At 43.6% G+C, this 13,478-nt stretch carries 13 protein-coding genes and 1 riboswitch; of the genes, 2 read left to right on the forward strand and 11 right to left on the reverse strand.

Annotated features, from left to right (window positions below; all coding sequences use genetic code 11):
- Positions 1-152: 152 nt before the first annotated feature.
- The 4 genes from CHL1_RS13745 to cbiQ all read right to left on the reverse strand — a co-directional run bounded on the left by CHL1_RS13745 (position 153) and on the right by cbiQ (position 3,131).
- Entirely contained in the window at positions 153-485 is a 333-nt protein-coding gene (locus CHL1_RS13745; RefSeq protein WP_070372424.1) for an energy-coupling factor ABC transporter substrate-binding protein, read from the reverse strand.
- Complete coding sequence (locus CHL1_RS13750; RefSeq protein WP_148636632.1) at positions 485-1,249, reverse strand: energy-coupling factor ABC transporter permease; 765 nt, start codon at positions 1,247-1,249, stop codon at positions 485-487. The genes CHL1_RS13745 and CHL1_RS13750 overlap by 1 nt, the downstream gene beginning before the upstream one ends.
- A gap of 115 nt (positions 1,250-1,364) precedes the next feature.
- Positions 1,365-2,228 carry an energy-coupling factor ABC transporter ATP-binding protein gene (locus CHL1_RS13755; RefSeq protein WP_148636631.1) on the reverse strand — a complete coding sequence of 288 codons (864 nt, stop codon included), beginning with the start codon at positions 2,226-2,228 and terminating at the stop codon, positions 1,365-1,367.
- 24 nt (positions 2,229-2,252) lie between these two features.
- Positions 2,253-3,131, reverse strand: a complete 879-nt coding sequence (cbiQ, locus tag CHL1_RS13760; RefSeq protein WP_250933474.1) for a cobalt ECF transporter T component CbiQ — start codon at positions 3,129-3,131, stop codon at positions 2,253-2,255.
- Between the two features lie 306 nt (positions 3,132-3,437).
- On the opposite strand from cbiQ, the gene CHL1_RS13765 reads away from it, so the two are divergent.
- Positions 3,438-4,640 (forward strand): IS110 family RNA-guided transposase, encoded by a 1,203-nt coding sequence (locus tag CHL1_RS13765; RefSeq protein ID WP_187389181.1) that lies wholly within the window; start codon positions 3,438-3,440, stop codon positions 4,638-4,640.
- Positions 4,641-4,797: 157 nt separating this feature from the next.
- On the opposite strand, the gene cobK is transcribed toward CHL1_RS13765, so the two are convergent.
- The 7 genes from cobK to CHL1_RS13800 all read right to left on the reverse strand — a co-directional run bounded on the left by cobK (position 4,798) and on the right by CHL1_RS13800 (position 12,300).
- On the reverse strand, positions 4,798-5,574 hold the full coding sequence (gene cobK, locus CHL1_RS13770; RefSeq protein ID WP_250933476.1) for a precorrin-6A reductase: 777 nt from the start codon (positions 5,572-5,574) through the stop codon (positions 4,798-4,800).
- 115 nt (positions 5,575-5,689) lie between these two features.
- A riboswitch (cobalamin riboswitch) is annotated at positions 5,690-5,881 on the reverse strand.
- Positions 5,882-5,955: 74 nt separating this feature from the next.
- Positions 5,956-6,567 (reverse strand): 4'-phosphopantetheinyl transferase family protein, encoded by a 612-nt coding sequence (locus CHL1_RS13775; protein ID WP_070372419.1) that lies wholly within the window; start codon positions 6,565-6,567, stop codon positions 5,956-5,958.
- 157 nt (positions 6,568-6,724) lie between these two features.
- Entirely contained in the window at positions 6,725-7,228 is a 504-nt protein-coding gene (locus CHL1_RS13780; RefSeq protein WP_338076031.1) for a ferritin-like domain-containing protein, read from the reverse strand.
- A 35-nt stretch (positions 7,229-7,263) separates the two neighbouring features.
- On the reverse strand, positions 7,264-7,707 hold the full coding sequence (gene msrB / locus CHL1_RS13785; protein ID WP_084633757.1) for a peptide-methionine (R)-S-oxide reductase MsrB: 444 nt from the start codon (positions 7,705-7,707) through the stop codon (positions 7,264-7,266).
- 57 nt (positions 7,708-7,764) lie between these two features.
- Positions 7,765-9,825, reverse strand: coding sequence for a thioredoxin domain-containing protein (locus CHL1_RS13790; RefSeq protein WP_250933477.1), 2,061 nt, complete (start codon positions 9,823-9,825; stop codon positions 7,765-7,767).
- A gap of 65 nt (positions 9,826-9,890) precedes the next feature.
- Positions 9,891-11,579, reverse strand: a complete 1,689-nt coding sequence (locus CHL1_RS13795; RefSeq protein ID WP_250933479.1) for an ABC transporter permease — start codon at positions 11,577-11,579, stop codon at positions 9,891-9,893.
- A 7-nt stretch (positions 11,580-11,586) separates the two neighbouring features.
- Positions 11,587-12,300, reverse strand: a complete 714-nt coding sequence (locus CHL1_RS13800) for an ABC transporter ATP-binding protein (protein ID WP_250933481.1) — start codon at positions 12,298-12,300, stop codon at positions 11,587-11,589.
- Between the two features lie 218 nt (positions 12,301-12,518).
- Between CHL1_RS13800 and CHL1_RS13805 the strand changes: the two genes are divergently transcribed.
- Positions 12,519-13,382 carry a 4Fe-4S binding protein gene (locus tag CHL1_RS13805; RefSeq protein ID WP_250933483.1) on the forward strand — a complete coding sequence of 288 codons (864 nt, stop codon included), beginning with the start codon at positions 12,519-12,521 and terminating at the stop codon, positions 13,380-13,382.
- Positions 13,383-13,478 lie beyond the last annotated feature (96 nt).

The raw sequence follows: 13,478 nt of genomic DNA on the forward strand, positions 1-13,478 counted from the left end.
AACACAAACGATTCAAAGACACTGATTTCTTGATATCGTTTAAAAAAGCGCGTTAATTTCATTGTGAAAATAACGCGCTTTTTTATAGACGCACGCAAATAAAACCTAATTTAATTTTTCGTTTCTTAAAAGGATCTGCCGCTAAACTGAACCTATTTCGTTTTTTTCTTGCCGGTCTTGCCTTCTTCCTGCTTCTTGCGTTCAACAAAGCGACCCATCACAAAAGCAATAATACCGACACCGATACCGGTTTGGATGCAGAAAAACAAGCTTTCCACTTCGCCGGGGATTTCACCATTAATGGCCGTTTCAAAAATAGGGGTAAACCAGGGTTCATATTCGGTTCCGGTAATCTCTGAAACCACCCCACTACCGGCATCATCCGATCCGCCAAATTCCGCATCCTGCAGGATAAACAGGGGCACCAGAGCAATCAATACCACCAATACTAAAAGACCAATTACCGTTTTTCTTGTTGCTGTCATTATTTTACACCTCCGGTAAGATATCCCAAATCATTAAGTTCTGGTTGCGCATAGGTTTCCAGGCCGATAATGATGACCACGGTCAGAATCCCTTCAATAATCGCCAACGGCAGCTGAGTTGGTGCAAATACTGCCAGAAATTTTACCATTGAGGCCGCAACTCCGCCGCTTTCAGAGGGATAGGCCAAGGCCAACTGGAAAGCGGTGATACAGTAAGTAAACAAATCCCCAATTGCCGCTGCCAGAAAAACCCCGACATGGCGATTGATCTTTATTTTTTTACAAAGAATGAAAATACCATAGGTTACAAATGGTCCGGCAATCGCCATTGAAAAGGTATTGGCTCCCAGCGTCGTCAAACCGCCATGGGCCAGTAAAATGGCCTGAAATAACAGAACAATGATGCCCAGAATGCTAACTGCTGCCGGTCCAAAGAGAATTGCTCCCAGCCCGGTTCCGGTCATATGGGAACAGCTGCCGGTAACAGATGGAATTTTTAACGATGACAACACAAATACATAGGCACCGGCCATGGCCAGCAGGGTGATGGTTTTAGGATTTTCCTTGAGGGTTTTCTTAATTGACAGATAACCGGCAATTAAAAAGGGAATGCAGATTCCCCCCCAGGCGATACTGAAACCAACGGGCAGATACCCTTCCATAATGTGCATGGCACTGGCCACCGGGGTAAATCCGAAAACCAGGGCAATGGCTGCTACCACGGCAACAAATCTTTTTTCTCTAATGTTTAAACGTGTGTTCATAGTTCCTCCTCTTGTTTTACTATATATTAAGGGTTTGCAAAAACCGTTGAGCGCTCATATTAATTTTTGCAAAACCTGCTTAATCTTTAATAATTGTATCCCTTATCGTTACTCGCTAAATCATCGGTACTGATGATTCAGGATAATACAAATTGTTTTCCAGCAAAATCTTCAGTTCCTTGGGGGTGGTGGGATAAGCATCAGTGTTCTTTACCATTTTTTTCTCCACCAGCATTTCATAGACATCCAACATCGTCGGCCGCTTCAGATTGGCCTGTTTAAGAATTTCCCGGTTTTTAAAAATCTCCAGCGGTGTCCCATCGGCGATGATTTTCCCCCGATCAAAAACAATCGCCCGCTCGGCCCAACGGTAGGCAAAATCGACATCATGAGTGGAGATCAGCATCGTCTTGCCTTCTTGCCCCAGCTTGACCAGCACATCTTCCAGCATTTGAGCATTGAGGGGATCCAGGGCTGCGGTCGGTTCATCAAAGATAATCACTTCGGATTTCATGGCAATAATATCGGCAATGGTGACCCGCTTTTTTTCGCCGCCACTCAAATAGTGGGGTGGACGATCCTTAAAATCGAGAATATTCATGTAAGTCAGGGCCTCATCGACCCGATGGATTACTTCTTCCCGGGGCAGTTTTAAATTCATCGGACCAAAGCCAACCTCAGCCATCACTGTGGAGGCAATGATCTGGTTATCGGCATCCTGAAAAACAATGCCAATGTTTTTTCGGAGTTCTTTTAAATTCTTTTTATTAATGACGGTACCCTGATAGCTGATTTCGCCATGATCGGCCTTCAGCACCCCATTGGCATTAAGAAAAAACGTCGATTTTCCGGAGCCGTTGGAGCCAATCACGGCAATCTTTTCGCCTTTGTAAATATCGACACTGACCCCTTTCAGGGCCGGGTTACCGGTTCCATAACTGTAATGAAGATTATTGACTTTAAGTATTGGCTCTCTCATCGATTGACCTTTCAAATTGAATCCTTATTTTGTAACATACCAAAGCAGCAGCAGAAAAAGCATAAACCCGACGGCGTAGATCACCTGACTGATCTGAAACGGTTTTTCATCCTCCAGAAAAACCAGGTCGCCTTCATAGCCTCTGGCTTCCATGGCGGTATAATAGGTATTGGCCTTTTTAAGGGAAAGTACCAGCATATTGCTGGCGACATTGCCAAAGGTTTGGCAGGAGGTCTTAAAATCGCAATAACCCTGCCGGGAATCGGCGGAATTGCGCATGTTGTTAAATACGTCCAACAATATAAAAATATAGCGGTAAATCAAATTCATCAGTTCAATGATCAGCTTGGGTACATGGGCTTTTCGCAGTACTCCGATAATTTCAGAAGTTGGTGTCGATAGGGTCATCATAATCATCGCACTGATCGCCCCAAACACTTTCATCATCAGAAACAACATTTCCTTAAGCTTGGCAATCGACGTATACAGGTAACCAAAGCCGAGATAGAGATTGAACTGGCCAATTGGCTGGCTTGAAAAATCAATGCCGATGGCAACGGTACTCAAAATGATAAAGGTAAGCGGAATCATCAGCACCGACAGATAAGCTCCCAGCGGTAAGCCGCCTTTGACAACTGTTAAATAAGCCATGCTGACAATCACCGCCAGCGAGACCAGCTGGTTATTAAGCACGATGCAAAGCAGCAGGGTCAACCCTGAAAAGGCCACTTTAAAGCTGGGGTTCCAGTCTCTGATTTTTGAGGCATAAGCATAATAATCAATGGCTGATCCTTCGCCGTGTTTGTGACCGATTTGATGATGATGCTTGTAATGATGATGGCTGTTATCGCTTTTTTCATTCGTTCGGACAAAACCAAGCCGTTTGGCTGAACTGTTTTCCATCTGCACCCATCCTTTCTACTACAATATATTTATGGTCATAGTACCTAACAACCAGTTAGGACATTATCCATCTTGTTGCTTAAGCTGTTAGAATGTAAGAGCAATAGGTATATCGTCTGCCTTTCTTGGACTTCGCGTCCGTAAAAAAGACTGATAACCGGCTCCTCATTCGCAGCGTTCGTTTTATGCAGGTTGAACTGCTGTCCTACAGTACGTTCGTGTCACACCACAGTAGATTGAATAGGCAATGAGTAAAACTGGTGTTTATCCATTGCAATAATTTTAAGGAGTGACAAATTTATGAACATGAACGCAGTAGGTATTGATGTTTCCAAGGGCAAAAGCATGATCGCTATTATCCGCCCGTATGGTGAGATTGTTTCTTTGCCTTTTGAGATTCGCCACACTTCCAAAGAAATCCGTTCTCTCATCAACCAGATCCAATCCATTGACGGCGAATCCCGCATCGTTATGGAGCATACGGGTCGTTATTATGAGCCACTGGCACGTGAGCTTTCTCAGGCAAATCTTTTTGTAAGTGCCATAAATCCTAAGCTTATTAAAGATTTCGGTGACAACTCTCTACGTAAAGTCAAATCTGATAAAGCAGATGCTATTAAAATAGCGCGTTATGCTCTTGACAGTTGGAATGATTTGAAACAGTATAATCTTATGGATGAAATACGTAATCAGTTAAAAACAATGAACCGTCAGTTTGGTTTTTACATGAAGCACAAAACGGCTATGAAAAATAATTTTATCGGCATACTTGATCAAACCTATCCAGGTGTCAATACTTACTTCAACAGCCCTGCTCGTGATGATGGCAGCCAGAAATGGGTTGATTTCGCTGCTGCATACTGGCATGTAGACTGTGTTCGTAAAATGTCTCTTCACGCTTTCACCGTCCATTATCAGAAATGGTGTAAGCGAAATAAGTACAACTTCAGTCAATTAAAAGCTGAAGAAATCTATGGAGCAGCAAAGGAACTTGTTCCTGTACTTCCTAAAGATCATTTGACCAAACTCATTGTGAAACAAGCTGTCGATCAATTAAACATTGCTTCCAAAACTGTAGAATCACTTCGTACTCTGATGAATGAAACCGCATCCAAACTTCCTGAATACTCAATCGTCATGGGAATGAAAGGTGTTGGATCATCTCTTGGCCCTCAGTTGATTGCTGAAATCGGCGATGTTACACGGTTTACACATAAGGGTGCTCTTACTGCCTTTGCAGGCGTTGATCCAGGTGTTAACCAGTCTGGAACCTATGAACAAAAAAGTGTCCATACTTCCAAACGAGGTTCTTCGTCTTTGCGTAAAACGCTATTTCAGGTCATGGATGCTCTTATCAAAACCAAGCCACAAGATGATGCTGTTTATCAGTTTCTCGACAAGAAACGTGCTCAGGGTAAACCTTACTATGTTTACATGACTGCAGGCGCTAATAAGTTTCTGCGTATCTACTATGGTAGAGTAAAAGAATACCTGCTGTCTCTTTCGTAACACTTACCACAGATTTCCTAATCTTCAGACCAACGATATTTGCTGGTCTTTTTGTCGTGCTTATTTCTTGAATATACTTTTTTTTACAAAGCTCTCAATTTCCTATTGACTTTTTATTTGCAGGCTTTTTTTGTATGATTGCTGTCTATTTCCAGCGCTACTTAACCGTATCAATACGATCGATACATTTAATCAACGCATCAACCGAACTGAATTTATTACTGCACTGCTCTTCAATGCGATCAACAAGAATGATCTTCATTCCCAGCTTTTTAGCGGCGTTGATCTTATCCACGACGCCACCCATGTTGCCGCTTTCTTTGGTCACCAACACCTCTGCCTGGCAGTATTTAAAGAGTTCCATGTTCAGGGCTTCGTTATAGGGCCCTTTGATGGCAATGATGTTTTTGGGGCTGAACCCCAGGCTTTCACATTTACTTAAAACCTTCCAGTCCGGCAGCACCCGCAGATAGACCCGCTTTGAATAGTCCGGAATTCTTTTGAAAATATCAATTCTATTACTGCCCAAAGTCAACAGAATGTTTCCTTGGCAGTTCATCAGAACATCACAGGCTTCCCCATAGCTCTTAACAACGGTAATATCCGGATCATCTTCGTATTTTACCCGCTCCCGTTCATAACGAATATAGGGCAGATTTTCAAATTTGCAGACATTGATGGCATTTCGGGTTATTTCTGACGAAAAGGGATTGGCCGCATCAACTAAACAGGTTGGTTTTAGGGTTCTAATCAAATGGGTAATGTGATCTTTATTGAGTTTTCCCTGATAAATATCCAGATTCTTAAATTCCTCCAACATCCCGGCACCCAGACGGGTCGTAACGGTTACGGCCGTGTCATGGTTATTTTCTAATAGTCTCGCAATTACAGTCTTGGCATCGGTTGTCCCGGCTATTACTAATACTTTTGACATCTTCCTCCATCACTCTCATTTATATTTTTGCACAAAAAAACCTCATTATCTCTAAACAAGACAATGAGGCCGCAAAAATGCGCACAAAAATAAACCTCCTCCATCTCTCGTAGAGTTTGAGATACACAAACAGGCAGGTCTTCTGGCTTGAGCGTCAACATTGCCTCCTGCCTTCCCATTTCTGGTGGCATTCCTGGAGAAACTCGTCTCTTACAGCGGCGGGACCGCGGGGGATTTTCACCCTCTTCCCTTTTCACCGGCTTATAATACATTGATTACAGCCGACACCTGTTTATTTATTTAATTCTTATATTTTTCTTAATTCAATAGTACTATATCAAATTTTTCCAGTTTTGTCACGTATTTTTTATCCCAGCGATTTTACGCTCTGAATCGTTCCGTTCTTAAACCCAGCTCGGCCAATGACATTCCGGCGATGGAAAACACATAGGCTTCATCAGGGTCAACCAATGTGATGGCTTCTGAATCGATGGACTCAATTGTTTTTAAATCATCCCTCAGACCGGCCCCTGTTTTTTTCATCAAACTTTCTTTTTTAGTCCAGATTTTCGTAAAAGCCAGGGCCTTGTTATCGCTTTTATTAATCAATTTTAATTCCTGCTCGTTACAGACATATTCAGCCAGCTGGCCATCATAGGCCGCCACGGTTTCAATATCGACCCCGACATCACTGGTATGAATGGCACAGATTACTCCATTTTTACAATGGCTGAGATTAAAGTGGATCTGGGGATAGTCGCTTAAATATGGCTTGCCCTTGGCCGAATAACAAAAGCGAAGCTTTTCCGAAATACCATATTCATTTTTTAACCCGTAATTCAGCAAAACATAGCCCAATACCGACAATTTCTGATCAAGCTTTTGCCGATACGCTGTTGCCTTTTGCTGCCGTTCGTCAGGAAGCAACATCAGACTGCGTTTAAAAAGTTCATCTGAAAATTCTTCCATTTGATCAAATAAATAAACTGCCATTTATACTCCTTCACTTTTAACTTTAATAGTAGCACTATCTTAACAATTTTTTTCGTTCTTGACTATTTTTTTCATAAGTAAAGGGCTAAACCATTCTTCAAATGAAGGTAGTCCAGCCCATTTATTTTTTAATACCGTTAATCTGAAATGATTTATTTTAGTATTCTTCCCGGACTCCAAATTCGGCGTCTTCCACCCATTCTTCCGGACGTTCGACCAGGGTAATCAGATTATCAAAGATTTTATAATGATTCTCTTCCTGCTTGACCAGGTAACCAAACAGTTTTTTAGTTTGTTCATCTGCTGATTCCTGATAAAATTTCTGATAGAGTTCGATGCTGTCCTTTTCCATTTGCAGAGCCATCCGATAGACATCCAGCTGATTGGGGATTTTTTCGAATTTGTTTTTAAAATCACCCCGGTCTTTAAAAACATTGTTGGTATCTACCAATGCTTCATTATCAGCTAAATCGTAACTTATTTTTGCCAGCTCATTTTTTAGCAATACGGCGTGACCATTTTCGTCCTCGGCCAATAATAAAAACACCGCATTTAACGGATTGTCCTGATTATTTTTTGCTTGTTCACGGTAATATGCTTCGCCGTCACGTTCCATCTTAATTGCAAATTCAATACTATTCATTTCTTCACCTCTCATCATTTATTAACCTCGTCCTTTGACGATCTTATACTAAACTACTCAAGCAAATTTAAATAAGCGCCATAACCCTGGGCTTCCATTTCCTCGGCTGGAATAAAACGCAGCGCCGCACTGTTAATGCAGTAGCGCAAGCCTCCGGTGGTGATCGGACCATCCTCAAAGACGTGACCCAGGTGGGCGTCACCAGTGACGCTACGAACCTCAGTCCGCTTCATCCGCAGGCTGGTGTCACTGAGTTCTTTGATCACATTGGGATCGATCGGTTTGGAAAAACTGGGCCAGCCACAGCCCGATTCAAATTTATCGCTGGATGAAAAAAGTGGTTCGCCAGTGGTGATATCCACATAAATTCCTTTGCGGTATTCATTGTAGTATTCATTCTGAAACGGTGGTTCGGTGGCATTTTTCTGAGTCACCGCATATTGATCCGGGGTCAAGGTCTTTAATAAGGTCTCCTGATCCTTCTTTTGATAGTTCATTATCGTTCCTGCCTTTCTCGTGATGCTTCTGTTCTACCCCATTTTTCTTGATCTTAATCAGTCTTTTATAATTTTAAGAAAGCTTTCAAGATCATTCACCGGTTGCTCGCAACGATAGTTTTTACAAATATAGGCAGTCGGTTCGCCATGAATCATCTGCTGATTAACGGCAAACTCATTGATCTTTTTGAGATCGGTTTCGCTTTTATTAAACAGTACCACCGAAAACGGCAGAAACTGCTGATTTAAGTGACGGTTCATTTCACGAATCGTCGCATCGGTCTCATAGCCAGCAAAAACCACCTCAGTAGTAGGCTGTTCATGGAATAATTTGGCACAGAGCATCATCGTACTGGCCATCGGTGCCTGATTGAGGTTTCCGGCAAAATAGCCAAATATCCCGTTGACAATATCGATGTATTTCTGCTCTCCGGTTATTTTGCCCAGCTTCAGCAGACAATAAGCAGCCAGGGCGTTTCCCGATGGCTTGGCATTGTCGTATACTTCCTTGGGCCGGGCAATCAGTTGCTCAGTATCATTGCCGTAGAGAAAAAAGCCAGCAGTGCCAAATTCATCGCCAAAGAGGTTGATCATATCCACCGCCCGGACAATCGCTTTTTCAAGATACTCGGTTTTAAAACTGGCCTGATACAATTCCAGATACCCCCAGATGACACTGGCATAATCATCCAGATAGCCGAGAATTTTGGACTCTCCCTTGCGGTACCGGGCGTAGAGCCGGCCACTCAGCCGGGCCATGTTGTTTTCAATAAAGGCCATGGCCTCTTCCGCCTGTCGGACATAGACGGTTTTGTTAAAGATCCGTCCCGCCATCGCCAGAGCGGCAATCATCAGCCCATTCCAGGAGGTTAGGATCTTATCATCTTTATGGGGATGCACCCGCTTTTCCCGCTGAGAAAAGAGATCGGCTGTCATCTCATCGAGCGCTTTTTCCAACTCGGGATTAGCTTCAATCAGATCGAGATCAGTATCGATCATATTAACAATGTTCTTGCCCTCAAAATTACCTTTTTTTGACATCGGATAAAACTTAAAAAAGACCTCGGCCCGCTTCTGGCCCAGTATTTTTTCCACCTTATCCATCGACCAGACATAAAATTTGCCTTCTTCCCCTTCCGAGTCGGCATCTTGCGCGCAATAGAAGGCCCCTTCCGGGGAACGCAGATCGCGGTTGACATAGGTAATGGTTTTTTCGGCAATTTTTTTGTAGAGTATGTTGCCAGTAGCCTGGTAGGTTTCAGCATAAACCATAATCAGCAGGGCATTGTCGTAGAGCATCTTTTCAAAGTGGGGAACCAGCCACTGTTCATCGGTTGAATAGCGGGAAAACCCAAAACCGATATGATCAAAGATCCCGCCTTTATACATTTGCTGCAGGGTTTTTTCCACCATTACCAGGGCATCGGGCTGCTTAAAGGCCTGATAGCAGCGCAACAGGTAAAAAAGATGATGGGGGGCGGGGAATTTGGGAGCCTTGCCAAAACCACCATAGCGGTCATCAAAGCTTTCATCAAAAAAATCATAGGCATCAAAAAAGATCGTTCGCTTTAGTTCCTCTTCCCCTTTTCGCACCTCCAGATTATTGAGCAGTCCGGTCATCCGATTGGCAGAATCAATAATGTCTTCATTATTTTTTCGCCACTGGCTTTCAATACCCAACAATACATCAATCAAGCCAGGGTTTCCAAGCCGAGAGTATTTGGGCAGATAGGTGGTGGCATAAAAAGGTTTGCGGTCAGCGGTCAGAAAAACATTAAGGGGCCAACCGCCCTGACCGGTACTGACCTGGGCAAAGGTCATATATATCTGATCAATGTCTGGCCGCTCTTCCCGATCGACCTTGATGCTGATAAAATATTTGTTCAGGATTTCGGCCACGGCTTCATCCTCAAAGGATTCTTTTTCCATCACATGACACCAGTGACAGGTGCTGTAGCCAATTGAAAGGAAAACCGGTTTGTCCTGTCGCTTGGCCAGATTAAAGGCCTCGTCCGACCAGGGATACCAGTTTACCGGATTATAGGCATGCTGTAATAAATAAGGACTCATTTCATGAACAAGTCGGTTTGCTTTCTTCTTTACGTCGTCAAGAGCCATTGTGTCAACTCCTTTTTATAGTTTTCGTTACTTGCTATTATGCCCCTTAACCATTAACCTGGGCTTTAATTACCTTCAAAATTCAAAAATTCCGCTTCCAGGCGACGGCTGATCACCTGGTAAAAAACCACACTGAGAATTGCGCTGATCAGGGCAAATACTCCGTAACCCAAAATTGGATTGACAAAATACCCCAGCAAACCACTGATCCCAATTAACAGCCCGGTATAGGCCATCCCCACAAAAAGCGTGATCACCACATTCATATTGTTTTTAATGGCCTTTTGGGGGTTATCCCAATTGAGCAGCGGTCGGTTCATGTCCATAAATAATCCAAACAACAAAATCGGCAGTGACCCCAGTATCCCCAGAACGATGGTTATCACAAGGGTGGACAAGGGTAAGGGGAAAATGAATTGCACCGCAATGATGGTAAAGACGATCCCCAGGCTTTGAATAAACATCGCCACCCCGGTTCGCCCCACAATCTGATCTCTGGCAGTCACCGGAATCATCCGGGTCAGCCAGGAGGCTTTTCCTTCCCGGGAAAAGGTCGAGGCGGTAGTGGCTGAGGTACCTCCAAAAAAGATAAAAAAGGCAATCAGTAAAAAGTTGATCAAAATCGGCATGGCTCTGAAAAATTCCTGCATCCCCTGTAAATCTTCCGGGGGAATTTCAATAAATGAAACACTGAGGAGAATGCAAAGCGGCGCAATAATCACCACGCTGACATTATTAAAAAAGTATACCGGGGTCCGCAACAATAGCCGCAAATCCATGGTAAATATTGCCATCGCTCCGTGACTCTTTTTCCCCAGCACTTTGCTGCGCTGGGCCCCGCTTAATGGTTTACCCTTTTTGATTATTTTGCCGCTGACAATGCTCTTAAGATAAACCCGATTGCCGACTGTAACCATCAGAGCACAGGATAACAGCGTGATTCCCAGCAGTGTTGCAACCCAGCCCAACGACATCAGGGTGATTTTATTAAGCGCCCAGGCCATTAAAAAACTAGTCGGCATCAGGTAGCCGATGCTGTTCAATAAGCCTTCATTATTGGTCAGAATCGTATTCATCAACAGCTGAAAATCCGCCTCATCACCGCTTCCCAATTGGCTGGTAAACCAGATCTGAACCGTGAAAATGACGGCAATCCCGATAAAGACAAAAACAATCTGCAGCATATCCTTGCGTACTTTGAGGGAAGCCGATTGCATAATCAGCATGATCACGGCGGTCATTAATGAGAGCGGCAGCACCGGGACAGTTAAAAAAACCAAAAACGACAGCAGCCCATAAAGCAGCCCCATGCCCTGACCGACACCATAAATAATCAAAATCGGAATAAAAATAAAGGCCGCAAAAATATATTCAAACACCAGAATGCTTAAGAATTTTGCAATGATCAGTTTTCGTTGACTGATTGGCAGCGGGATCAGTTCTTCAATGTTATCAGAGAAATAGAATTCTGAAAGAATGTACATGACCCCAAAAACAAGGATCAGCACCGTTGCCATAATATAACCAATGCTTAAAAAAACCGAGGTCTGATTAATCAGTGTCAGTCCAAAATAGGTGGCCGACATGAGTGAAACATACATAAAAAAGGCCGGGATCAACGCTACTGGCACAATAATCAGGGTAAATAACTGTTTGTAAAATTCTTTTTTATTAAACTTCTGATTGTAGAAGAACAACGAAAATCCCAATGATTCGTTGATAAATAATTTGGTTAACGAGATAATTTCTTTCATTATTCGGTCAACTCCAAAAAATATTCTCAAGTGACTCCTGACTCCCGGCTTTTTCACGAATTTCAGCCATGGTGCCCACCTCAATGAGCTTGCCCTTCTTAATAATGGCAATCCGGTCACAAATTTTTTCGGCCACATCCAATACATGGGTGGAAAAGAAAACCGATCGGCCCCGGTCGCAATGTTCCCGCATGATTTTTTTAAGCTCAAAGGATGCTTTGGGATCCAAACCGACCATTGGTTCGTCCAGAATAAAAACCTGCGGATCATGAATCAGTGCTCCCACCAGGGCCAGCTTCTGCTTCATCCCATGGGAAAAGGATCCAATCGGATCATTGACAGCATTTTTGATTTCAAAAATATCCAGATATCGTTCAATCCGTTCCTGTCGGTCAGAAGCGGGCACCTGATAAACGTCGGCCATGAATTTTAGATACTCAATGCCCTTAATCTTTTCAAACAGCTCTGGACTATCGGGTACATAGCTGAACTGTTTTTTTGCTCCCAAAATGTCCGTCTGATTATCGATGCCGTTGATCCTTATCTTCCCGCTGTTGGGTGCCAGCAAACTGACAATCATTTTGATGGTAGTGGTTTTTCCCGCTCCATTGGGCCCGACAAATCCGAAAATTTCTCCAGGATGTACTTCAAAGCTGACATCATCGACAGCTTTTTCGTTTTTATTGCCATAGGTTTTTGAGATATGTTCAAGTATCAGCATAGTCGCTCCTTTTTTCTTGGTGATTCTGTTTATTTTAACACAACTCTAGCCGTTTGCGACGATAAAATTTAATATTGTTTTTAGAAATAAGGCATACAATAGAGACAATACATATCAGCATTCAAAACGGATAACTGGTCGGCGGCGAAAAATTTTTTTCATTTGCGACCACTTATTTTTTTGAATTGCCTCACACCTTTAGGAAAGCAGGTAATTGCGTGATCACAAAAAACGAAATTGCAGAATTGAAAGCCCAGGGGATCTTAGCCCAGCAACAGGAAGGATATTTTTCGATTCGGGTTTTAAGCCGGGCCGGAAATTTGACCTCAGCTGAATTAAAGACCCTGGCCGAAATTGCCGAAACATACGGCCGGGGCTATCTGGGCGAAACCACTCGCTTAGCCATTGAAATTCCCTGGATCTCTTATGAAAACCTGGATGCCGTTAAATCTGCCCTCACTGCCGGTGGACTGGTTTTCGGCGGCACCGGAAAAAAAGTCCGGCCCCTGGTAGCCTGTAAGGGCACGGTTTGTCAGCATGGCCTTTATGACACCCAGAAACTGTGCGGCATCTGCCATGACCAATTTTTTGGCCGGGATCTTCATGCTAAAACAAAAATCACCTTTGTGGGCTGCCCCAACAATTGTGCCAAGGCCAACACCAATGATATCGGCCTGGTAGGACAGGCTTACATCCAGTTTGATTGGGATGCCTGCCTGAACTGCGGTAAATGCACCAAAGTCTGTCGAACCCAGTCGCTGACAATGCTCAATCAAAAACTACTTTGGAATGAACGCCAGTGCGTTAATTGTGGAAAATGCGCCCAGGCCTGCACCACTGGTGCCATCACCGAGGAGGTTCGCGGCATTGCCGTCTATCTGGGTGGCCGAATGGGTCGGGGGTACCGGTTTGGTGACCGTTTAACCGACCTTTATGCAGCCGAAGAGATTCCCAATCTGATTGATAAAATTCTGGAAACCTATCTGGAGCTCGGTAAAGACGGGGAACGGATTTGTGGCGTACTCGACCGAATCGGGATCAGTGCCTTCGAAGATGCCTTGCAGGAACGGCTGGAAGACTAATTACCGAACGTTTACAAAATGATACCGAACATACAAAAGGGCTGATTTCTCAGCCCCCTTTTTGTTTTCAATACGCACCTTAAATCAATTCGTTAA

This window comes from Acetobacterium wieringae (genome assembly GCF_023700225.1).
Classification (GTDB): domain Bacteria; phylum Bacillota; class Clostridia; order Eubacteriales; family Eubacteriaceae; genus Acetobacterium; species Acetobacterium wieringae.

Bases quoted from the DNA above. Each gene is read 5' to 3' on its own strand.
- CHL1_RS13780 (WP_338076031.1), bottom strand. From the start codon at position 7,228: ATGATGAGAGGTGAAGAAATGAATAGTATTGAATTTGCAATTAAGATG.
- CHL1_RS13790 (WP_250933477.1), bottom strand. From the start codon at position 9,825: ATGGCTCTTGACGACGTAAAGAAGAAAGCAAACCGACTTGTTCATGAA.
- cbiQ (WP_250933474.1), bottom strand. From the start codon at position 3,131: ATGGAAAACAGTTCAGCCAAACGGCTTGGTTTTGTCCGAACGAATGAA.
- msrB (WP_084633757.1), bottom strand. From the start codon at position 7,707: ATGAACTATCAAAAGAAGGATCAGGAGACCTTATTAAAGACCTTGACC.
- cobK (WP_250933476.1), bottom strand. From the start codon at position 5,574: ATGTCAAAAGTATTAGTAATAGCCGGGACAACCGATGCCAAGACTGTA.
- CHL1_RS13800 (WP_250933481.1), bottom strand. From the start codon at position 12,300: ATGCTGATACTTGAACATATCTCAAAAACCTATGGCAATAAAAACGAA.
- CHL1_RS13750 (WP_148636632.1), bottom strand. From the start codon at position 1,249: ATGAACACACGTTTAAACATTAGAGAAAAAAGATTTGTTGCCGTGGTA.
- CHL1_RS13755 (WP_148636631.1), bottom strand. From the start codon at position 2,228: ATGAGAGAGCCAATACTTAAAGTCAATAATCTTCATTACAGTTATGGA.
- CHL1_RS13795 (WP_250933479.1), bottom strand. From the start codon at position 11,579: ATGAAAGAAATTATCTCGTTAACCAAATTATTTATCAACGAATCATTG.
- CHL1_RS13745 (WP_070372424.1), bottom strand. From the start codon at position 485: ATGACAGCAACAAGAAAAACGGTAATTGGTCTTTTAGTATTGGTGGTA.
- CHL1_RS13775 (WP_070372419.1), bottom strand. From the start codon at position 6,567: ATGGCAGTTTATTTATTTGATCAAATGGAAGAATTTTCAGATGAACTT.
- CHL1_RS13765 (WP_187389181.1), top strand. From the start codon at position 3,438: ATGAACGCAGTAGGTATTGATGTTTCCAAGGGCAAAAGCATGATCGCT.